Here is a 21385-nt window from a genome sequence, read left to right as displayed (position 1 = left end):
GGGAAGACAACGACCTCCTCCGGCGCTGCAGTCGCCGTCAGTTGAGAGTTCAACGAGGAGGTCGGCCATGCCTGCCGTGACCGTCGAGGACACCACCACGCTTCCCCGGGTCCCGCTGCCCGCGCCGCGCACCGTCCGCCGGCGCACCCGCTCGGTGACGACGGCGCCCTCGGGCTTCGAGGGCGAGGGGTTCCCGGTGCGGCGCGCCTTCGCCGGCGTCGACCTGCGAGACCTCGACCCCTTCATCCACATGGACCAGATGGGCGAGGTCGAGTACGCGCCGGGTGAGCCGAAGGGCACCTCCTGGCACCCGCACCGCGGGTTCGAGACCGTCACCTACATCATCGACGGCACCTTCGAGCACGCCGACTCCCACGGCGGCGGCGGGACGATCAGCAACGGCGACACGCAGTGGATGACCGCCGGTGGCGGCGTGCTGCACATCGAGCGGCCGCCGGAGGCGCTGGTGGCCAGCGGCGGCCTCTTCCACGGCCTGCAGCTGTGGGTCAACCTGCCGCGGGCGCAGAAGTGGGTCGAGCCGCGGTACCAGGACCTGCGGGCCCGCGAGTCGGTGCTCCTGGCCAGCCCCGACGCCGGCGCCCTGGTGCGGGTCATCGCCGGCGACGTCGGCGGGCACACCGGGCCGGGCTCCACCTACACGCCGATGGCGATGGTGCACGCGACGGTCGCCCCCGGCGCCACCCTCGACCTGCCGTGGCAGCCGGACTTCAACGCCCTCGTCTACGTGCTCTCCGGCGCGGGCTCCGTCGGCGTCGACGGGGCGCCGGTGCGCACCGGCCAGCTCGCCGTCCTCGGCCCCGGCGACACCGTGACGGTCAGCGGCGCGCTGCGGCAGGAGTCCCGGACGCCGGCGCTCGACGTCGTCGTCCTGGGTGGCCGGCCGATCCGCGAGCCGATCGCGATGTACGGGCCGTTCGTCATGAACACCCGGCAGGAGGTCGTCGAGGCCTTCGACGACTTCCGCGCCGGGCGCCTGGGCTCGATCCCCGCCCTGCACGTCCCCCACGCCGGGGTGCGGGGAGAGACCGGGCAGTGAGCACGACCCCGGCGGCGGCTTCCGCGCCGCCGCCGGGGGCTGCATGCTGACCGCCACCGGACCTGCGACGGAGGAGCCCCCGTGTCCGTCTTCCCGCCCGTCCCGCTGGCCGAGTGGGCCGACACCAAGGACACGCTGCACCGGCTCCTGCAGATCGCCGGCAAGCTGCGGCTGGCCAACGCCCCGCGGCGCAACCACTGGTGGCACGTCCCCCTGCACCTGACCGGCCGCGGCCTCACCACGCGGCCGATGGGCTTCGACCCGGTCTTCGCCGTCGATCTCGACCTCGTCGACCACCGGCTCGAGGTCACCGTGGCCGACGGCAGGCGGGCGTCGTTCCCGCTGCCCGGGCTCAGCGTCGCGGCCTTCTACCGGCAGCTGCTGGCCACCCTCTCCTCGCTGGGCCTGCCGGCGGCCGTCGAGCTGCCGGTCCCCTTCGACCTCGCCGACCGCACCCCGTTCGCCGAGGACGAGCACCACGCGTCCTACGACCGCGAGCGGGTCACCCGCTACTGGGTCGTCCTCGGCCAGGTGGCGCAGGTGCTCGAGGAGTTCGCCGGGCGCAGCTACGCCAAGACAAGCCCGGTGCACCACTTCTGGCACACGTTCGACCTCGCCGTCACCCGGTTCTCCGACCGGCAGGTCGAACAGCCGGCCACCGCCGACCCGGTCACCCGCGAGGCCTACTCCCACGAGGTGATCAGCGCCGGGTTCTGGTTCGGCGACGACACCGTGCCCGAGCCGGCGTTCTACTCCTACACCGCCCCCGAGCCGCCCGGCCTGACCGAGGAGCCGCTGCGCCCGGCCGCGGCACGCTGGGTCGACAGCCGCGGCGCGCACCTGGCACTGCTCACCTACGAGGACGTGCGGACGTCGGCCGACCCCCGCGCCACCGTCCTCGACTTCCTGGAGAGCGCCTACGCCGCCGGCGCCCGCCGCGCCGGCTGGGACCTCGGCGCGCTGCGCTGCCCTACGGCTCCCGAGCCCCGATGACCCGAGCCCCGATGACCCGAGCCGCGATGACCCGAGCCGCGATGCCCGGCGCCCCGATGTCCTGCCGCCCCGTCCGGAGGTCCGCACGATGAGCACCAGCGACCGACGCCCGTCCGCCCGCGAGCTCGGCGGCCTCGCCGACACCCCCGCCAGACCGGCCCTGGACCTGCTGCCCGGCAAGGAGGTCCTGCTCGGCCCGGGCACCCCCGTGCGGCGGCTGCTGCCCACGCTCGGCCGGCGGATGGTCGGCGCCTGGGCCTTCGTCGACCACTACGGCCCCGACGACGTCGCGTCCGGTCCCGGCATGCAGGTCACGCCGCACCCGCACACCGGCCTGCAGACGGTGTCCTGGCTGATCGAGGGCCGGGTGCACCACCGCGACTCCGTGGGCAGCGACGTGACCTTCGGGCCACGCGAACTCGCGCTCATGACCGCCGGGCACGGCATCGCGCACGCCGAGCAGTCGCCGGTGCGCCACCCGCGGTTCCTGCACGGCGCCCAGCTGTGGGTGGCGCTGCCCGACGCCGCCCGCGACACCGCCCCGGCCTTCGAGCACCACACGGCGCTGCCCGGGACCACCTCCGACGGGATGACCACGACGGTGCTGATGGGCCGCTTCGGCGGAGACACCTCACCGGGCACGGCCCACACGCCGATCGTCGGCGTCGACCTCGACCTGGCCGCCGGGGCCGACGTCGAGGTGCCGCTGGAGCCGGACTTCGAGCACGCCCTGCTCGGCGCCGCGGGCGGTGCCGAGGTGGAGGGCGCGCCGCTGGCACACGGGGCGATGGTCTACCTCGGCACTGGCCGCCGCTCGGTGCGGATCCGGACGGAGGCGCCCGCGCGGCTGCTGCTGCTCGGCGGCGAACCGTTCGAGGAACGCCTGGTCATGTGGTGGAACTTCATCGGCCGCGCCGGCGAGGAGATCACCGAGTACGCCGAGCGGTGGAACGACGGCGACCCGCGCTTCGGCGCCGTCCCGGGGTTCACCGACGACGAGCGCCAGCTCGCGCCGGCCCTGCCGCCGGTGCCGCTCAAGGCCCGCGGGCGGGTCCGGTGACCGTCGACGACGGCCTGCTCGCCTTCGTGACCAGCCGCAGCTCCGCCGTGCTGGCCACCGTCAAGCGCGACGGCCGGCCGCAGCTGTCCAACGTCGGCTACGCCTACGACCCGGAGCGGCAGCTGTTCCGGGTGTCGGTGACCGCCGACCGCGCCAAGACCCGCAACCTGCAGCGCGACCCCCGGGTCACGCTGCACGTGTCGTCGGAGGACTTCTGGTCCTGGGCGGCCGTCGAGGGCACCGCGGAGCTCACACCGGTCGCCGCCGACCCGCACGACGCCACCGTCGAGGAGCTGGTCGCCTACTACCGCGGCATCTCGGGTGAGCACCCGGACTGGGACGACTACCGGCGCGCGATGGTCGCCGACCGGCGCCTCGTCGTGCGGTTCACCCCCGAGCACACCTACGGCCAGGTCCGGGACTGAGCCGACGGCCGGCGCGCCCCGTCCGCGCCGGCCGGGGCACGCTCAGCCCTGGGGCGGGTCCTGCATGACGGAGAAGGCGGCACCCCACGGGTCGGTGACGACGGCGAACCGGCCGAACTCGGTGTCCTCCGCCGCCATGGTGACCTTCCCGCCCGCGGCCTCGACCGCGGCCACCGTCTCGTCGGTGCTCGCCACCGAGAAGCAGGTCGACCAGCCCCTCGGTGCGCCGGGAGTGACGCCGCCGAGGCCGCCGAGCGGGCGCTCGTCGGTGGCGAACGTGGCGTAGCCGCCCATGCCGTCGAGCTCGTCGAAGCGGAAGCCGAAGACGGCGGTGTAGAACGCCTGGGCGGCGGCCGGGTCGTCGACGGCGGCCTCGTTCCACGCCAGCGCGCCGGGCTCGTTGTGCAGCTCGACACCGGTGTGCGTGCCGGCCTGCCACAGGCCGAACGGGTTCCCCTGCGGGTCGCGCGCGACGACCATCGTGCCCATCGGCCCGACCTCCATCGGCTCGACGACGACGGTGCCGCCGGCCGCGCGGATCCGGTCGCAGGTGGCCGCGGCGTCGCTCGCGGCGAAGTACGTCGTCCAGGACGGCGGGTCACCCGGGTCCATCAGCGGGCCGAGGCCGGCCACCTGGTGACCGTCCCGCAGCGCGTTGACGTAGCCGCCGAACTCGGGACTGTCGGCCGTCCAGTCCCAGCCCAGCAGCGAGCCGTAGAAGGACTTCGCCGCGTCGACGTCGGCCGCGCCGTAGTCGACCCAGCAGGGCGTGCCGTCGGGCCAGGGGGTGTTCCGGGTGGGCATGGCTCCTCCTCGCGGTGTCGGGAGGGCACCGTCCCACCGCACACCGACAGTCCGGGAGCCCCGACGGCATCCTGGCTCACCCCCGCGCGTCCTGGCTCACCCCCGACGGTGAGCCAGGACGCAGCACGATCAGGCCACCTGATCGTGCTGCGCGCCACGCTAGAAGCGGCCGCCGCCGGACCGGCCGCGGCTGCGCGAGCCGCCGAAGCCACCGCCGCGCGGGCGGCCACCCCCGCCGCCGAAGCCACCGCCGAGCCCACCACCGAGGCCCCCGCCGCGACCGCCGCCGTACCCACCCCCGAAGCCGCCGCCGCGCATCCCTCCGGCCAGGATCCCGCCGAGCACGAGGCTGCCCAGGTCCACCCCGCCCCGCCCGCCGCCGTACCCGGGCCCGTAGCCGGGAGCGCCGTAGCCGCCCCCGCCGTAGCCGGGAGCGCCGTAGCCGCCCCCGCCGTAGCCCGACGACCACGACGCGACGTCGGACTGCGCGTACTGCAGCGCCTGCTGGGCGAGCTGGTCGGCCAGCTGCGCCTCCCGCAGGGCCGCCTCGGCGTCGACGCCACCCGTGCCGACCGCGGCGTCGAGGTGGCGCTGCGCCTCGGCCAGCCGGGTGCGCGCCTCGGGGCCGACCGCACCGCGGCGGGTGGCGACGAAATCGGCTGCTGCGGCCACGGTGGAGCGCGCCCGCAGCAGCGTCTGGTCGAGCGCGGCCGCGGCCCGGCGGGCGCGGGTCTGCGCGTCGCGGGCCACGGCGAGCGCCTGCTCCAGCGCGAGGTCGGCCTCCTCCAGCCGGCGGAGCGCGGTCAGCGGGTCGGGGAGCCCGCCGGTCATGGCCTCCTCCGCGGCGGCGAGGCCGGCCTCCGCGCGGGCCACCTGGGGCCGCAGCCCCGAGGCGTCACCGGACCCCAGCAGCGCGCGAGCCTCGGCGAGGTCCTCCTCGGTGTCCGCGCGGACGGCGGGCAGGCGGGCGGCGGCCGCCTCCAGGTCGCGCTCGAGCCGGCCGACGGCGTCGAGCAGCGTGCCCACCTGCGCGACGGCGTCCTCGGCGGCGCGCAGGTCGCCCACCGCCTCGCCGGACCGCCCGCCCTCCAGCGCGGCGCGGGCCTCGGCGACCTCGTGCCCGGCCGCGGCCAGCCGGGCGCGGGCCTCCTCGAGGTTGCCGGCGACCGGCGCCAGCGCGGGAGCGGCGTAGCGCCGCTGCAGCCGCGCCATCCGCTCCTCGTCCTGCGGCAGCCGGCCGTGCAGGGCGGTGATGCGCGGGCCGAGCGCCTCCAGCGCCTGCGGGGCGGTGCGCTCCAGGTCGCGCAGCTGCTCGAAGGCCTGCGCCTGCTCGTCGAGCCGGGCGTCGGCGGCCCCGGTCAGCTGCAGCATCTCGGTGAGCATCCGGCGCTGCGTCGGCTCGTCCTCCGGCACCTCGTCGTCGAGCTGCTGGCGCAGCGTGAACGCACGGGTGAGCTCCTGCCGCGACTGCGCCAGGGCCTCCGCGAACCCGGCGACGGCGGCCTCCCCGTACTGCAGCCGGGCGAAGTCGAGGTCGAGCTGGGAGGACGTGACCGCCTCGTCGAGGTCGAGCAGCGCCGAGCTGGCCCGGCCCTGCAGCTCCGCGGTGGGCACGCCGGCGTACGGGTCGGGCCGCTCCAGCCGGGTGGTGGGCGGCGGCTGCGCGCCCGCACGGCGCCGGCGCGCGCGGGACAGCAGGTAGACGCCGCCGCCCACCACGGCGATCCCCCCGACCACCGCCGCGGCCCCCGCGCCCGACCCGCCACCGGAGCCGGTGCCGGTGCCGGTGCCGGTGCCGGTGCCGGTGGACGAGGCCCCGCCCAGGCCGTCGGCGAAGGCCACCGCCGCGCCGGCCCAGTCGTCGTCCGCCAGGAGGGGCTCGACCTCGCGGGTGAGGAACGCGTCGATGTCGGCGTCGTCCTGCGGGAACGCGTCGTCGACCCAGGAGCCGTACCGCCGGTCGTCCACGGCCACCGCGAGCAGCACGTCGGTGCGCCCCAGGCCGGAGAACTGCGCCGTCCGCGGGGCCCACTCCTCGCCGTCGAGACCGTCGAAGGAGGACACGTAGACGACGAAGACCTGGAGGCCGTCGCGGGCCTGCCGCTCGTCGACGGCCTGCTGCACCCGGCCCACGTCCCCGCCGAGCGCGCCGACGAGGTCGGTCACCTCGCCGGGCACCTCGAACGGCTGCTCGGCCAGCGCCGGGCCGCCGCCGGTGAGCACCAGGGCGGCCGAGACCGCGAGGACCCCCATCAGCCGGCGCACACGACCGACCCTAGGTCGGCGCGCGCTGCCCGGCCGGGTAGGACGCACACGACCGGGTAGGGGGCTGTCGACCCAGACCCGGCACCGCAGGAGGACACCCGTGAGCGACCCCGACCGCATCCCCGCCGCCCAGCTGCCCCCGGGGACGGTGGGCCGGGCCGGCAACTGGGCTGTCGGCAACCGCGACGGGGAGTACTTCGCCGTCTCCCGCCGGTGCCGGCACCAGCTCGCCGACCTGTCGAAGGGCAGCCTCGACGCCGACGGCTGCCTGGTCTGCCCCTGGCACCAGGCGCGGTACGACGTGCGCACCGGCGAGATGGTCGAGGGCCCGCGCGGCATCCTCGGCTACCACGGCCCCACGCCGGGCTACACCCAGTTCGTGCGCGCCTACGCCCGGATCCTGCGGCTGCGGGTCAGGCGCGCCCTGCGCAAGGGCGACGACGTCGTCGTCGAGGACTAGCCGCGGACCCGGGTCGGGGCCGCGTTCAGGTCCGCTCGATGGGCGCGTCGATGCCCTGCACCAGCGCGTCGGACTCGATGTCGCCGACACCCGTCGGGCGCACCGAGACGCCCATCGTGGCGGCGACCTCCTCGGCCGACCGCGGGCGCAGCACGCCGTCGCGGATCTCCTCGGCCCAGTGGCAGCTGACCAGGTGCGCGGGCCCGAGTTCGCGCAGCACCGGCACCTCGTCGTCGCACCGGGTCTCCTGCCGCCAGGGGCAGCGGGTGTGGAACCGGCAGCCGCTCGGCGGGTTGGCCGGCGAGGGCAGGTCCCCGGCCAGCAGGATCCGCTCCCGGGTCTCCTCGACCACGGGGTCGGGCACCGGGACGGCGCTCATCAGCGCCCGGCTGTAGGGGTGCAGCGGCTCGGCGTAGAGGACCTCGGAGGGTGCCTGCTCGACCAGCGACCCGAGGTACATGACCCCGACGACGTCGCTGATGTGCTTGACCACCGCCAGGTCGTGCGCGATGACCAGGTAGGTCAGCCCGAGCCGTTCCTGCAGCTCCTCGAGCAGGTTGACCACCTGCGCCTGGACGCTGACGTCGAGGGCGGACACCGGCTCGTCGGCGATGAGCAGGTCGGGCTCGAGGGCGATGGCGCGGGCGATGCCGATGCGCTGGCGCTGCCCGCCGGAGAACTCGTGCGGGTAGCGGCGCAGCGCCGCCGAGGGCAGCCCGACGGCGTCGAGCAGCGTGCGGATCCGCTCCGCGATGCCCTGCTTCCCGCCGCCGAGGCCGTGCGCGTGCAGCGGCTCGGACAGCAGCGACTCGACGTTCTGCCGCGGGTCGAGGCTGCCCAGCGGGTCCTGGAAGACCATCTGCATCCGGCGGCGGATCGTGCGCAGCGGCTCGCCCGAGAGCGAGGCGACGTCGGTGCCGTCGAAGACCACCCGGCCGGCGGTCGGCTCGACCAGGCGCAGGACGGCGCGGCCGAGGGTGGACTTGCCGCAGCCGGACTCCCCCACCAGGCCGTAGGTGCTCCCCCGCTCGATGCTGAGGTCCACCCCGTCGACGGCACGCACGTGGCCGACCGTGCGGTCGACGAACAGCCCGCGCTTGATCGGGAAGTGCACCTGCAGGCCCTCGACCCGCAGCAGCGGGTCGGCGGGGGGTGTCTCGGCGGGGACGGCGGTCACCGGGCGGCTCCCGAGGCGGTGGCCCCCGCAGGGGTGGACGGATACGACAGGGGGTGGCGGCAGCGCAGCTCGCGTCCGGGTCCGTCGTACTCCAGCGGCACGGTGCTCCCCGACACCTCGGTCAGGCAGTCGTCCTGGGCGTTGTCGCAGCGGGGGGCGAAGGCACAGCCCTGCGCCCAGGGGATGACGTCGCGCGCGGACCCGCGGATGGGGTGCAGCGGCGCGCCCCGGGGGCCGTCGAGCCGCGGGACGGAGGCGAGCAGGCCGCCGGTGTAGGGCTGACGGGGCCGGGCGAACAGCTCGTGCCGGTCGGCCGACTCGATGATCCTCCCCGCGTACATGACGTGCACCCGGTCGCAGAGCCCCGCGACGACGCCGAGGTCGTGGGTGATCATCACCAGCGCGGTGCCGGTGTCGACGACCAGCTCCTTCAGCAGCTCGAGGATCTGCGCCTGGATGGTGACGTCGAGCGCCGTCGTCGGCTCGTCGGCGATCAGCAGCCGCGGTGAGCAGGCCAGTGCCATGGCGATGAGCGCCCGCTGGCGCATGCCACCCGACAGCTGGTGGGGGTACTCCTTGAGCCGGCGCGCGGGGTCGGGGATGCCGACGCGGTCGAGCAACCGGGTGGCCTCGTCGACGGCCTCCTTCCTCGACATGTCGCGGTGCTCGAGCAGGACCTCGGTCACCTGGGTGCCGATGGGCACCGTCGGGTTGAGCGAGGACAGCGGGTCCTGGAACACCATCGCCATGTCCGCGCCGCGCAGCCGGCGCAGCGTCCGGTCGGAGGCGCCGAGCAGCTCGTGCCCGTCGAAGCGCACCGAACCGCCCACCTGCACCCCCCGGCGGGGCAGCAGCCCCATGACCGCCAGGGACGTGACCGACTTCCCGCAGCCGGACTCCCCCACCAGCCCGACCGTCTCCCCCGGGGCGACGGCGAAGCTCACCCCGTCGACGGCACGGGTGGACTGCTCGCCGCGGCGGGTGAAGGTGACGGTCAGCTCGTCGACCTCCAGCACCGGCTGGCCGGTGCGGTCGGCGCCGTGCGGCGGCAGGTCCTCGATGCTCACCCGGCTCACCTCCGGAACTTCGGGTCGAGGGCCTCGCGCAGCGACTCGCCCAGCAGCGTGAAGCCCAGCGCGACGACGATGATGCACAGCGCCGGGTAGACGGCCAGCTCCGGGCGAACGGACAGGAAGTCCTGCGCGTTGGACAGCATGGCCCCCCACTCCGGGCGGGCGAGGTCGGGGTCGCCCAGGCCCAGGAACGACAGCGCGGCCGCCTCGATGATCGCCGTCGCCAGGGACAGCGTGGCCTGCACGATCACCGGCGACAGCGAGTTGGGCAGCACGTGGCCGAAGACGATCCGGCTGCGCCGGATGCCCAGCGCGCGCGCCGCCAGGGCGTAGTCGCTGTCGCGCTGGGCCAGCATCGAGCCGCGCAGCAGCCGGGCGAAGATCGGCACCTGGGTGACCGCGATCGCGATCATCAGCGAGTACTGGTTCTGCCCCAGCAGCACCGAGATGCTGATCGCCATCAGCAGGCCGGGGATCGACAGCAGGATGTCGATGAACCGCATGACGACGGTGTCGACCCAGCCACCGAACGCCCCCGCCAGGACGCCCAGCGCCATCCCGACGACGACGCCGAGCACCGTGGACACCACGCCGATGAGCAGCGACTGCCGCGAGCCGACGATCAGCCGGGACAGCAGATCGCGGCCGAGCTCGTCGGCCCCGAGCAGGAAGCCCTCGCGGCCGCCGGGGATGAAGCCCGGCCGGATCTCGCCCAGCAGGTACTGCGCGTACGGGTCCCGCGGGGCCAGCAGCGGCGCGAAGGCTGCGACCAGCAGGAACACGACGACGATGACGGCGCCGGTGATGGCCACCGGGTTGCGCCGCAGCCGCCGGTAGGCGCTGCGCGTGAGCGAGACGCCGCCCTCGCCCTCGGGCACCTGCCCGGCCCGGGCGGCCAGCTCGTCGATGCGCTGCCGCTTGAGGTCCCCCATCGCGGTCATCGGTTCCGCTCCCGTCCGGCCCGCGGGCTCATCGGACCCTCACCCGGGGGTCGAGGAGGCCGTAGGAGATGTCGACCAGCAGGTTCACCAGGACGTACACCACCGCCAGCATGAGGATGAAGCCCTGCAGGACGGCGAAGTCCCGGGCGAAGATCGACTCGAAGATGGCCGACCCGACGCCGCCGAAGGCGAACACGGTCTCGGTGAGCACCGCACCCGACAGCAGCAGCCCGGTCTGCAGGCCGATCGTCGTCGACACCGGCAGCAGCGCGTTGCGCACCACGTGCCTCCGGCGGACGGTCGCCGTCGCCAGCCCCTTGGCGTTGGCCGTCCGCACGTAGTCCTCGTTCACCACGTCGAGGACCGAGGCCCGGGTGATCCGCACGATGATCGCCAGGGGGATGGTGCCCAGCGCGATACCGGGCAGCACGAGGTGCGTGAAGGCGTCCCAGGCGGCGTCCCACTCACGGGTCAGCACGCCGTCGAGGACGTAGAAGTTCGTGATGCGGGTGGCGTCGATGCGCACCTCCTGCCGGCCGGAGCCCGGCAGCCAGCCCAGCTCGACGGCGAAGAGCAGGCGCAGCAGGTAGGCCAGGAAGAACACCGGGGTGGCGACGCCCAGCAGGGAGCCGATGACCGACGCCGAGTCCAGCCAGCTGCCGTGCTTGCGGGCGGCGAGGTAGCCCAGCGGGATGCCGACGCCGATCGCGAAGACCATCGCGAAGAGGGTCAGCTCGATCGTGCCGGGCATCCGCTCGAGGAACTCCTCGGTGACCGGGCGCCCGGTGCGGGAGGAGTTGCCGAAGTCGAGCTGCACCGCGCGGCCGAGGAAGCGCAGGTACTGCACGATCAGTGGCTGGTCGAGGCCGAACAGCTCGTTGTAGCGGGCGATCGCCTCGGGGGTGGCGCGCTCGCCGAGGGCGGCCTGGGCCGGCCCGCCGGGCAGGGCGCGCAGCCAGGCGAAGAGCAGCACCGACAACCCCAGCAGGATCGGGATCAGCTGGAGGAGCCGCCGGACGATGAAGCGGAGCACGCGCTCGGGTCACCTCTCCACGACGGGGCCGGACACGGGACCGGCCGCGCCGGGGCAGGACCTGCCTGCCCCGGCGCGGCCGGCGGTGCGGGTCAGTCGCTGATCGACACCGTGGAGAAGACCTCGGCGGTCAGCGGGCTGGGCTCCAGGCCCTGCACGTTCTCCGCCACCACGAGCGCCGGCGGGGAGTGCGAGATCGGGACACCGGGGAGGTAGTCCATGATCAGCCGGTTGGCCTCCTGGTACTGCTCGGTGCGGGCGCTCGCGTCCGGCTCCGCGTCGGCCTCGGCGAGAGCCGCGAAGATCTCCGGGTTGCTGAACGCCCCGAACTCCGCCGACGCCTGGCCGTTCGACGCCTCGGCGAAGAACGTCCCGATGAAGTTGTAGGCGTCGTTGTAGTCACCGGTCCACCCGAGCAGGTGGATGTCGGCCTGACCGGCCTGGACCGCGTTCAGGTAGTCCGGGTTCCACGGCAGCGCCACCGGCTCGATGGTGAACCCGGCGTCGGTGAGGTTCTGGTTGATGACCTGGAACAGCGCGGCCGGGTCCGGCAGGTAGGGCCGGCTGACCTCGGTCGGGTAGTAGAACCGCAGCGTCGTCCCCTCGGCGCCGGCCTCCTGCAGCAGCTGGCGGGCGCGGTCGGGGTCGTACTCGTAGGTGGTGACGTCCTCGGCCCACCCGTCGACGGTCGGCGGCATGAACTGGGTCGCGGCCTCGGCGCCCTCGGGCAGGAGCGAGTTCACGATCGTCTCGCGGTCGATCGCGTGGGCGATCGCCTGACGGACCCGCGGGTCCTGCAGCGCCGGGTTGGCGGAGGTGCCGGGCACGTTCCCGCCGTTGAAGCCCAGGTAGAGGATGTTGAACGGGTCGCGGACCAGGACCTGGAAGCCCTCGTCCTCCAGCGACTGGTAGTCCGCCGGGGCGACGAAGTCGTACCCATCGATGGACCCGGCCTGCAGCTCCTGCCGCCGGGTGTTCTGGTCGGAGATCGTCCGGAAGATGATCTCGTCGAGCAGCGGTGCGTCGCCCCAGTAGTCCTCGTTGCGGACTATGGTGACCTCGCCGTTGCCCCGGTCCCAGCTCTCGAACTTGAACGGTCCGGTGCCGGTCGGGTGCTCGAGGGCGTACTCCGAGTAGCTCAGCGAGTCCTCGCTGCCGGAGAGGTTGTCGGCGTCGTACTGCTGCAGCGCCTCCGGGCTCTGGATGGAGAAGGCCGGGAGGGCCAGCGCGGAGGGGAACTTCGAGGTGACCTGGGTCAGCCGGATCACCGCGGTGTTCTCGTCGGTGGCCTCGCAGCTCTCGTAGACGCTGGGCGTGTCCGGCGTGCTGGCGAAGCCGCCGAAGACCGCCTGGTAGTAGTACGAGGCGCTCGGGCTCTGCGCCAGGCCCTCGAAGTTGTACCAGCGGTCGAAGTTGAAGCAGACGGCCTCGGCGTTGAAGTCCGTGCCGTCGTGGAACGTCACGCCCTGGCGGAGGTTGAACGTGTACTCGAGGCCGTCCTCGCTGACCTCGTAGTCCTCGGCCAGCTCCGGCACCGGCTCGGTGCCGCCGAGCTCGTTGCCCAGGAGACCCTCGTGGATCTGACGGGCGACCCGGAAGGTCTCGCCGTCGCTGCCGAACGCCGGGTCGAGCATGGCCGGGTCGCCGGCCGCACCGAAGACGAGGGTGCCGCCGGTCTGCTCCTCGCCGCCGCCCTCGCCGGAACCGGATTCCCGGTCGCTGGAGGCACAGGCGGCCAGGGTGACGGCGGTCAGTGCGGCCGCGGAGGCGGCCAGCACGCGCTGTGGTCGACGCTGCATCGCAGGAGACCTGCCTTCTCGGCCCGGGGCTGGGCCGGATGAGATCCGTGGTGGGTGGCCGTCGGACGCAGGACGTCCGGACGGCGTGCACAGGGACCCTAGGTGCGGGCTGTGACCGCGATGACAGGGGTGGCCGTTTCGACACCGATTCGAGACCTGGCGCGTCGCCGCGCAGGTCGCCCGCCCGCCCCGGACCCCGGTGGGGTACTGGAGCGGCCCCCTGCAGGGCCCCGCCTCGAGCGGGGTGAGGGGATGGAACGGCCCCGCTGCAGGGGCCCTCCGCGAGCAGGTGAGGGGATGGAACGGCCCCCTCGCAGGGGCCCGCCCCGAGCGGAGCGAGAGGTGGGGGGCGAGGGGGTCCTTCGTCAGGCGTCGATGCGGCGGCGGCCCTCGAACGCCCGGCCGAGGGTGATCTCGTCGGCGTACTCCAGGTCGCCGCCCACGGGCAGCCCGCTGGCCAGCCGGGACACCGCCAGCCCCAGCGGGCCGACCAGCCGCGCGAGGTAGGCCGCGGTGGCCTCCCCCTCGAGGTTGGGGTCGGTGGCGATGATCAGCTCGGTGACGGCGCCGTCCATGAGCCGGGTCATGAGCTCCTTGACCCGCAGGTCGTCGGGGCCGACGCCCTCGATCGGGCTGATCGCCCCGCCGAGGACGTGGTAGCGCCCGCGGAACTCACGGGTCCGCTCGATCGCCACGACGTCCTTGGGCTCCTCGACGACGCAGATGACGTCGTCGGACCGGCGGGGGTCCTTGCAGATCCGGCACTGCTCGCCCTCGGCGACGTTGTAGCAGGTCACGCAGAAGCGGACCTCGGCCTGCACGCGCTGCAGGGCGGCCACGAGCCGGCCGACGTCGGCGGACTCGGCGGCCAGCAGGTGGAAGGCGATCCGCTGGGCGCTCTTGGGCCCGACGCCGGGCAGGCGGCCCAGCTCGTCGATGAGGTCCTGGACGGCACCCTCGTACACGGTTGTCCTCGGGGAGTCGGTGGTGGGATGCGGCGCGGTCAGGCGCCGGGCAGCCCGGGGAGGGCGCCGCCGAGCCCGCCGGCCAGCGGGCCCATGCGGTCGGCGGTGAGCTCACCGGCCAGACGCGAGGCGTCGCGGACGGCGGCGACGACGAGGTCCTGCAGGGTCTCGAGGTCGTCGGGGTCGACGGCGGCGGGGGCGATGGTGACGGCGGTCAGCTCACCGCTGCCGGTCATCGTGGCGGTGACCAGGCCGCCACCGGCCGAGCCGGTGACCTCCTCGTTGGCCAGCTGGTCCTGCGCGGCGGCCAGGGCCTGCTGCATCTGCTGGGCCTGCTGGAGGATCGCCTGCAGGTCGGGCTGGCCACCACCGGGGAACATGACCCGAGCGTAGGCCGCGGGGACGACGAACCGCTCGACCTCGTCCCGGATCCGCCGGCGCGCCCGCCCCCGGAGGTCAGTCGACCGGCCGCGCCCCGAGCTCCGCACGCAGCAGCGCCAGTGCCGCCTGCTCCGGGTCGACCGCGGCCACGTGCTCCCGCTCGCCGGCGGCGTCGTCCTCGGCGGCGCGCTGCGCCATGAGCTCGCGCGCCTCGGCGGCCTCGGCGACGCGGGCGGCCTCCTGGGCGGCCTCCCGCGCGCCCTGGCCGTTGCCGCCGGACGCCGCCGGCGCCCGGCCCGTCGCGCCCTCGACGACCGCCTCGACCTTCCAGCGCACGCCGAGCAGCTCGTTGAGCGCCTCGCGCAGCACGTCCTTGTTGAGGTCGTCGCCGATGCGCCGCGCGAGCGCCGGCGACGACGTCGAGAGCGTCAGCACCCCGTTGGCGAGGTCGTGCACCTGCGCGTTCTTGAGCAGCGCCTCGGTCGTGCGCTTGTGCCGCTTGACGACGGCGAGCAGCTCGGGCCACACCCGCCGCACGTCACCGGTGGTCAGCGCCCCGTCGCCCCCGCTGCCGGCGCCGGGCGGGTTCGCCGACACCACCGGCGTCGGCTCACCCCCGCGCGGCGCAGGCGCGGACTCGGCCGCAGCCCGGGGCGGCGACGCCGGCGGGCGCGGCTCGGCCACGCGGGCCGCGGCAGCCCGGGCGGCGGCGGGCTGTGCCGCGTGCGGCCACTCGTCGTCGTCGGTGGGCTCCGGCGGCAGCGGGATGTCCGGCTCGCCGTGGACGACGCGCGCACCCGTGCGGGGCCCGTCGGGGGCGGGCGCCGCAGCAGCAGTGGCCGCCGGCGCGGGGACGGCCGCGGCGGCGGGCGCACCCGAACCGGGCGGCGTCGTCTCCGGCCAGCCGTCGTCGGCCACCGCGGGAGCCGGTGCCGGGCGGGCGGCACCCGACCCCGGCGGCGTGGTCTCGGGCCAGTCGTCGCCGGCCGCCGGGGACGGCGCCGCCGCGGCGGGCTGCCCTGCCGCCGCGGCCGGCTGTCCTCCGGCCGACGCGGGCGCCGGCGTCGGTGGGCGCTGCGAGGGGCGCACGTACTCCTTGCGCGGCTGCCCGGGGCGGTCCGCCGCAGCCGGAGCCGCAGCCGGAGCCGGAGCCGGGGCCGGCTCGGAGTGCACCGGCTCGGCGCGGGCCGGTGACGGTCGCGGCGTCTCCCGCACGGGGGCGTCGGCCACGGGCTGCCCGCTCCCGTCCCCCGCGATCGACAGCCGCCGTTCCAGCCGCTCGAGCCGCTGCAGCGTGGCGACCGCCGAGTCGTCGGTGGCCGGCAGCAGCATCCGCGCGCACACCAGCTCCAGCAGCAGCCGCGGTGCGGTCGTGCCGCGCATCTCGGTGAGCCCGGCGTGCACCGTGTCGGCCAACCGGGACAGCGTCGCCGACCCCAGTGCCCGCGCCTGCGAGACCATCAGGTCGAGCCGGTCGGGCGGGCAGTCGAGCAGCCCGTTGCCGCCGGCCTCGGGCACGGCGTCGAGGACGATCAGGTCGCGCAGCCGGTCGAGCAGGTCGGTGGCGAAGCGGCGGGGGTCGTGCCCGGCCTCGACGACGCGGTCGACGGCGCGGAAGACACCCGGCGCGTCGGAGGCGGCGAGCGCGTCGATGGCCTCGTCGAGCAGGGCGTCGTCGGTGACGCCGAGCAGGCCCACCGCGGTGGCGTAGGTGACGCCCTCGGGGCCGGCGCCGGCCAGCAGCTGGTCGAGGATCGACAGCGAGTCGCGCACCGAGCCGCCGCCGGCGCGCACCACCAGCGGGAACACCGTCGGCTCCACCTGCACGCCCTCGGCGGCGCAGGTCTTCTCCAGCAGGCCGCGCAGCGTGGTCGGCGGGACCAGGCGGAACGGGTAGTGGTGCGTGCGCGAGCGGATGGTGGGCAGCACCTTGTCCGGCTCGGTGGTGGCGAAGACGAAGACGAGGAACTCCGGCGGCTCCTCGACCACCTTGAGCAGGGCGTTGAAGCCCTGCGTGGTCACCATGTGCGCCTCGTCGACGATGTAGACCTTGTAGCGGCTGTTCACCGGCGCGAAGAAGGCCCGCTCGCGCAGGTCCCGGGCGTCGTCGACACCGCCGTGGCTGGCCGCGTCGATCTCGATGACGTCGAGCGAGCCCGGTCCGTCGGGCGCCAGGGCCACGCACGAGCCGCACACGCCGCAGGGGGTCGACGTCGGCCCCTGCTCGCAGTTGAGCGAGCGGGCCAGGATGCGCGCCGACGACGTCTTGCCGCAGCCGCGCGGGCCGCTGAAGAGGTAGGCGTGGTTGATCCGGCCGCCGTCGACGGCGTTGACCAGCGGGGTGGTGACGTGCTCCTGGCCGACCACCTCGGCGAAGGTCGCCGGGCGGTACTTCCGGTAGAGCGCCAGAGCCACGCGGCGAGGTTACGTGGCGGGGACGACGACCCGGGAGACGCGCGGCGGGGTCACGGCGCGGCCGTCACATCGTGAGCCGGAGCAGGAACTCGACCTGCCCGCGGTCCTCCACCCGGACGAAGCCCAGGTTCGGCGGGGTGATGCCGAAGTCGGCGAAGACCACCGGCACGGCGCCGGAGACGTCGACGCCCTCGGCCGTGCGGACGACGGAGATCTCGGCCTGCACCTGTCGCGTCGTGCCGCGCAGCGTGAGGTCGCCGGTCACCGGGACGGTCACCGGCGCGCCGCTGAGCTCGGGGAGGTCGACCGGGCCGCGGATCGTGAAGGTCGCCGTGGGGTGCGTGCCGACGTCCATGACGTTGCCGCGGAAGTAGTCGTCCCGCCGGCCGCTGTCGGTGCTGACGCTGGCGACGTCGACGGTGACCTCGGCGCTGCCGAGGTCACCGCCGTCGATGACCACCTGCCCGGTGACCTGGTCGGTGGTGCCGGCGACGGTCACGTCGGCCCCGTTGAGGACCTCGTCGACGCGGTAGCCGGCCGAGGAGCCCGGGGTGACCGTCCAGGTGCCGTCGGTGTCGGAGACCAGCTCGACGTCGGAGGGCTGCGCCTGCACGGTGGGCGCGGCGGCGGCGTCCTCCTGCGTCGCGGCGTAGAGCAGCGGGCCGATGCCCAGCCCCAGGGCGAGGAGGGCGACGATCCCCCCGACGATCCACCAGGTGCGGCGACGACGGGCCATGGGGGCTCCTCTCCTTGACGCTTCAAGGATGACAGCGCGTCGAGCTGGGAGGAACCTGTGAGCCGTGCCGGACGGCAGAAGAGAAAGGACCCCCCGCGCACCCGCCAGAGCCCGCTTATCCTTGCTGCCTTCCGGCCCTGGGGAGGTTCACAGGGTGACGCCACACGAGGGGTCTGCGCACCACTGTAGAGGACGCCGGTCGCTAGGCTGCGGCCCCATGACACCCCGGCACGCGCTCGTGCTGCCCCCGCCCGTCTCCTGACCCGGAGCACCGCGGGCTGACTCCCGCGGCCGGCACCCGCCCGGCCGCCGCTGTGCCGTGCTCCGGACCCGTTGCCTCCGTCCGGAACCAGCGCCAGGAGCGTCGTGTCCACCCTCTCCTCCACCCCCCTGTCCTCCCGCCGCGGCCCGGGCCGCGGCTTCCTCCTCGTCGTGGCCGCCGCGCTGTGCTGGGGGACCTCGGGCCTGTCCGGCCGCGTGGTCGCCGACCGCGCCGGCCTGTCCGCCCTCGACATCGCCTGGTACCGCCTCGCCATCGGCACGGTGGCCCTCGCCGCGGCCTGGGCCGTGACCGCCCGGCGCCGCGGACCGGCCGTGCCGGTGACGCGGCCGGTCGCCGTCCGCCTGGTCCTCGTCGGCGCCGGGCTGGCCGCCTACCAGTTCGCCTACTTCAGCGCCGTGGAGCAGGCGGGCGTGAGCATCGCCACGCTGGTCGCCCTCGGCCTGGCGCCGCTGCTGATCGCCGTCGGGGGCACGCTGCTGGGCTCCGGCCGGCCGGACCGGGCGACGACGGCCGCGCTCGGCGTCGCGCTCGGCGGGCTGACCCTGCTCGTCGGCGTCTCGGCCGGTGCCGGGACCGGGACGGCGGTGCTGCTCGGCGCCCTCACCGCCACCGGGTCGGCACTCGGCTACGCCGTCGTCACGCTGGCCGGCGGTGGCGTGCCCGCCGGGGTGCCGGTGACCCTGGCCGGCTTCGCGGGCGGTGCGCTGCTGCTCACCCCCGTGGTGCTCGCCCGGGGGCTGACCGTCCCGTCCGACGGCGTGGCGCTGGCGGTGCTGCTCTACCTGGGCCTCGTGCCCAGCGCGCTGGCCTACGGCCTGTTCTTCACCGGCGTGCGGACGGTGCGGGGCGCGGTGGTCTCGATCGTCACCCTGCTCGAGCCGCTGACGGCGACCCTGCTGGCCACCGTGTTCCTCGGCGAGCGGCTCGCGCCGGCCGCCGTCGCCGGCGGGGCGCTGCTGCTGGCCGCGGTCGCGGGCCTCTACCTGCGCGAGCTGGGCCGCCGGTCGGCACCCGTGGGCGGCGGGTGAGACGGCGACGGGCCCCCGGCTGCCTGCCGGGGGCCCGTCGTCACGGTGCGGAGGATGGGAGATTCGAACTCCCGAGGGGTTGCCCCCAACCCGCTTTCCAAGCGAGCGCCATAGGCCACTAGGCGAATCCTCCCGGAACGCGTCGATGGTACCGGGCGCCGTGGCGGGGGACAGCCGGCGGGCCGCGGCGCGCCGCCCCGGGTGGTCCCCCGCGGCGGCACGGGGCAGGCTGACGAGGACGGGGGCGCACGCGAGGGCGAGGGAGCACGACGATGAGCGAGCCGGGGCAGGTCCGACAGGAGGTCGTGGACGAGATCGTGGCGGTCCTGCGCGGGGCGGACCCGGCGGGGCTGCCGGCCTCGGCGACGGCGCAGGAGAAGGCGGCGGCCAAGGACCGCTACCTGTCGGAGTTCGTGGCCGAGCGCAGCAAGCGCGACCGCCAGGCCCAGGCCTGGGAGCTGCTGCTCACCCGCAGCTACGACGAGCCGCCGACGTGGCAGCGGCTCTTCGACGACCTCCCTCCCGGCGCCGCCGAGGAGCTCGGCGGGCTCTACGACGTCCTGCCGTCGGGCGCACAGGAGGAGTACGCCCGCCGCTACGGCGTGCCCAGCGCCGTCTGACGACAGCGGTGCCGGGCGGGCCCCGGCGGGGTAGGGGGTGCCGGTGACCTCCACCGCGAACGAGCGCCTGGTGGCCGGCCGCTACCGGCTCGGCCCGCGGCTGGGCAGCGGCAGCATGGGCGCGGTCTGGCTCGGGCGCGACGAGCTGCTGGGCCGCGAGGTGGCCGTCAAGCAGGTGCTGCTGCCGGCCGGGACCGACCCCGCGGTCGCCGAGCAGCAACGCCGGCGGGCGATGCGCGAGGGTCGGATCGCCGCGCGGCTCACCCACCCGCACGCGATCTCGGTCTACGACGTCGCGCTGGAGGACGGCGTCCCGTGGCTGGTCATGGAGTACCTGCCCTCCCGCAGTCTGGCCGAGGTGCTGCACCAGGACGGCGTGCTGCTGCCCGACCAGGTCGCGCAGGTCGGCGCCCAGCTGGCCGACGCGCTGGTCGCCGTGCACGCGGCCGGGATCGTGCACCGCGACGTCAAGCCGGGCAACGTGCTCGTCGGGCGGGGTCCCCGGGTCGAGGGCCTGGTCAAGATCACCGACTTCGGGATCGCGCACGCGAGCGGTGACGTCACCCTCACCCAGACCGGCCAGATCACCGGGACGCCGGCCTTCCTCGCGCCCGAGGTCGCCCAGGGCAGCGAGATGACGCCGGCCAGCGACGTCTTCTCCCTCGGCGCGACGCTCTACACCTGCCTGGAGGGCCAGCCGCCGTTCGGCATGGACGACAACGCGCTGCGCCTGCTGCACCGGGTGGCCGCCGGGGACGTCCGGCCTCCGCGGCGCGCGGGGTCGCTGCAGCGGCCGCTGGAGCGGATGCTCGACGCCGATCCCGCGCGGCGCCCGGCGATGACCGAGGTCCGCGACGAGCTGGTGCGGCTGGCGGCCGGCCGGGACGGCGACCCGACGACCGTGCTGCTGGCCCGGACCGCCCTCGGCGCGGCGCCGGGCCGGACGCGCACCGCCGACCTGCCCTCCGGCCGGTCCCCCGGCGCGGCCGCGGTCGCTCCGTCGCCGCCGGCCGGCCCGCCCCCCGAGGCGGTCGACCCGCCGACCCCCGTCTCGCCACCGACGCTCGTGGATGAGCCCGCGCCCGCCGCTGCCGCGCAGCCCGCACCCGCGCCCCCCGCCGCCGCGTCGCCCGGCACCGACCCGCCGCCTGCCGCCCCCGCCCCGGACCGCCCGGCTCCGCGGCCGGCACCGCTGGTCGTCCCCCGGCGCCGGGGCCGCCGTCCGCTGCTGGTCGCCCTCGCCGTGGCGCTGGTCGTGCTCGCGGCGTCGCTGGGCACCTGGCTGGCCGTCCGCGACGACGGCTCCGGCGGCGAGGCGTCGGCGGACCCCGGCACCTCGTCGTCGGAGGCCCCCGCCGACGACAGCCCGGCGGGCGACACCGCGGCCGGCGAGAGCACGGCGGCGGACGAGCCGGCGAACCCCTCGTCGGAGGGCGCGCCGTCGTCGGAGGCACCGGACACGGCCGCGCAGGAGCCGACGGCGTCGGAGACGACGCAGGAGACGAGCCCCGCGCCGCCCGACCCGGCCACCGAGGCCCGGCAGACCCTCGAGCAGTACTACACGCTGCTGCCCGGCGACCCCGCCGCCGCCTACGAGCTCACCGGCCCGACCCTGCGGTCGCGCGCCAGCTACGGCTACTACGAGGACTTCTTCAGCCGCTGGTCGGAGATCAACCTGCTCGACCTGCGGGACGTCACCGACCAGGGCGACCGCATCACCGCGACCACGGAGGTGGAGTTCCTGGACGGCGGGGAGCGCCTCGTGGAGACGCACGCGGTGACCTTCGTCCGCGGCGACGACGGCCGGCTGCTCATCGACCTCGACGTCCTCGCCTGAGGGGTCCCGGCCCCAGGAGCGCGGACACGGCGA

At 75.4% G+C, this 21385-nt stretch carries 19 protein-coding genes, 1 tRNA gene and 1 other RNA gene; 8 read left to right on the top strand and 13 right to left on the bottom strand.

All coding sequences use genetic code 11. From position 1 onward, the window contains the following. Window positions 1-67 precede the first annotated feature (67 nt). The 4 genes from BM165_RS07360 (at window position 68) to BM165_RS07345 (ending at window position 3535) form a co-directional block, all read left to right on the top strand. The gene (locus tag BM165_RS07360; protein WP_075012858.1) at window positions 68-1057 is read left to right on the top strand and encodes a pirin family protein; all 990 of its coding nucleotides are present in this window, start codon (window positions 68-70) and stop codon (window positions 1055-1057) included. A gap of 81 nt (window positions 1058-1138) precedes the next feature. Then, on the top strand, window positions 1139-2050 hold the full coding sequence (locus tag BM165_RS07355; protein ID WP_075012857.1) for a DUF5996 family protein: 912 nt from the start codon (window positions 1139-1141) through the stop codon (window positions 2048-2050). An 88-nt stretch (window positions 2051-2138) separates the two neighbouring features. Further along, entirely contained in the window at window positions 2139-3110 is a 972-nt protein-coding gene (locus tag BM165_RS07350) for a pirin family protein (protein ID WP_075012856.1), read from the top strand. Continuing rightward, a complete protein-coding gene (locus tag BM165_RS07345; protein ID WP_075012855.1) occupies window positions 3107-3535 on the top strand; it encodes a PPOX class F420-dependent oxidoreductase in 429 nt (142 codons plus the stop codon). The genes BM165_RS07350 and BM165_RS07345 overlap by 4 nt, the downstream gene beginning before the upstream one ends. Window positions 3536-3577: 42 nt before the next feature. On the opposite strand, the gene BM165_RS07340 is transcribed toward BM165_RS07345, so the two are convergent. Both BM165_RS07340 and BM165_RS07335 read right to left on the bottom strand, forming a co-directional pair. Beyond that, entirely contained in the window at window positions 3578-4339 is a 762-nt protein-coding gene (locus BM165_RS07340; RefSeq protein ID WP_075012854.1) for a VOC family protein, read from the bottom strand. A 159-nt stretch (window positions 4340-4498) separates the two neighbouring features. Beyond that, the gene (locus tag BM165_RS07335; protein ID WP_083427150.1) at window positions 4499-6604 is read right to left on the bottom strand and encodes a TPM domain-containing protein; all 2106 of its coding nucleotides are present in this window, start codon (window positions 6602-6604) and stop codon (window positions 4499-4501) included. Window positions 6605-6704: 100 nt separating this feature from the next. Here BM165_RS07335 and BM165_RS07330 point away from each other — a divergent pair, with 100 nt between their 5' ends. Next, window positions 6705-7064, top strand: a complete 360-nt coding sequence (locus BM165_RS07330) for a Rieske (2Fe-2S) protein (RefSeq protein ID WP_075012853.1) — start codon at window positions 6705-6707, stop codon at window positions 7062-7064. 25 nt (window positions 7065-7089) lie between these two features. Here BM165_RS07330 and BM165_RS07325 read toward each other — a convergent pair whose 3' ends face one another. The 10 genes from BM165_RS07325 to ffs all read right to left on the bottom strand — a co-directional run bounded on the left by BM165_RS07325 (window position 7090) and on the right by ffs (window position 17761). Further along, window positions 7090-8241 carry an ABC transporter ATP-binding protein gene (locus BM165_RS07325; RefSeq protein WP_075012852.1) on the bottom strand — a complete coding sequence of 384 codons (1152 nt, stop codon included), beginning with the start codon at window positions 8239-8241 and terminating at the stop codon, window positions 7090-7092. Further along, window positions 8238-9308 (bottom strand): ABC transporter ATP-binding protein, encoded by a 1071-nt coding sequence (locus BM165_RS07320; RefSeq protein ID WP_244274108.1) that lies wholly within the window; start codon window positions 9306-9308, stop codon window positions 8238-8240. Before BM165_RS07320 ends, BM165_RS07325 begins: the two co-directional genes overlap by 4 nt. Window positions 9309-9313: 5 nt before the next feature. Then, the gene (locus BM165_RS07315; protein WP_075012851.1) at window positions 9314-10255 is read right to left on the bottom strand and encodes an ABC transporter permease; all 942 of its coding nucleotides are present in this window, start codon (window positions 10253-10255) and stop codon (window positions 9314-9316) included. A 28-nt stretch (window positions 10256-10283) separates the two neighbouring features. Then, window positions 10284-11288, bottom strand: a complete 1005-nt coding sequence (locus BM165_RS07310; RefSeq protein ID WP_075012850.1) for an ABC transporter permease — start codon at window positions 11286-11288, stop codon at window positions 10284-10286. 92 nt (window positions 11289-11380) lie between these two features. Further along, window positions 11381-13087 carry an ABC transporter substrate-binding protein gene (locus BM165_RS07305; protein WP_075012849.1) on the bottom strand — a complete coding sequence of 569 codons (1707 nt, stop codon included), beginning with the start codon at window positions 13085-13087 and terminating at the stop codon, window positions 11381-11383. 365 nt (window positions 13088-13452) lie between these two features. After that, window positions 13453-14052 (bottom strand): recombination mediator RecR, encoded by a 600-nt coding sequence (recR, locus tag BM165_RS07300; protein ID WP_075012848.1) that lies wholly within the window; start codon window positions 14050-14052, stop codon window positions 13453-13455. Between the two features lie 38 nt (window positions 14053-14090). Further along, complete coding sequence (locus BM165_RS07295) at window positions 14091-14432, bottom strand: YbaB/EbfC family nucleoid-associated protein (protein WP_075013091.1); 342 nt, start codon at window positions 14430-14432, stop codon at window positions 14091-14093. A gap of 76 nt (window positions 14433-14508) precedes the next feature. Then, entirely contained in the window at window positions 14509-16848 is a 2340-nt protein-coding gene (locus BM165_RS07290) for a DNA polymerase III subunit gamma and tau (protein ID WP_075012847.1), read from the bottom strand. A gap of 64 nt (window positions 16849-16912) precedes the next feature. Then, complete coding sequence (locus tag BM165_RS07285) at window positions 16913-17584, bottom strand: YceI family protein (protein WP_075012846.1); 672 nt, start codon at window positions 17582-17584, stop codon at window positions 16913-16915. Between the two features lie 81 nt (window positions 17585-17665). Further along, window positions 17666-17761, bottom strand: an RNA gene (ffs, locus tag BM165_RS07280) — signal recognition particle sRNA small type. Window positions 17762-17950: 189 nt separating this feature from the next. Here ffs and BM165_RS07275 point away from each other — a divergent pair. Next, entirely contained in the window at window positions 17951-18895 is a 945-nt protein-coding gene (locus BM165_RS07275; RefSeq protein WP_083427149.1) for a DMT family transporter, read from the top strand. Window positions 18896-18943: 48 nt separating this feature from the next. Here BM165_RS07275 and BM165_RS07270 read toward each other — a convergent pair. Next, window positions 18944-19028 (bottom strand) — tRNA-Ser (locus BM165_RS07270). A gap of 139 nt (window positions 19029-19167) precedes the next feature. On the opposite strand from BM165_RS07270, the gene BM165_RS07265 reads away from it, so the two are divergent. Together BM165_RS07265 and BM165_RS07260 are read left to right on the top strand one after the other, a co-directional pair. Further along, window positions 19168-19515 carry a hypothetical protein gene (locus BM165_RS07265; RefSeq protein ID WP_075012845.1) on the top strand — a complete coding sequence of 116 codons (348 nt, stop codon included), beginning with the start codon at window positions 19168-19170 and terminating at the stop codon, window positions 19513-19515. Window positions 19516-19558: 43 nt separating this feature from the next. Further along, window positions 19559-21352: a serine/threonine-protein kinase gene (locus BM165_RS07260; protein WP_075013089.1), complete on the top strand. Its 1794-nt coding sequence runs from the start codon at window positions 19559-19561 to the stop codon at window positions 21350-21352. The last annotated feature ends 33 nt before the right edge of the window (window positions 21353-21385 follow it).

This window comes from Geodermatophilus obscurus, from assembly GCF_900115395.1.
Taxonomy (GTDB): domain Bacteria; phylum Actinomycetota; class Actinomycetes; order Mycobacteriales; family Geodermatophilaceae; genus Geodermatophilus; species Geodermatophilus obscurus_B.
This window is presented reverse-complemented; position numbering and strand designations above follow the sequence as displayed.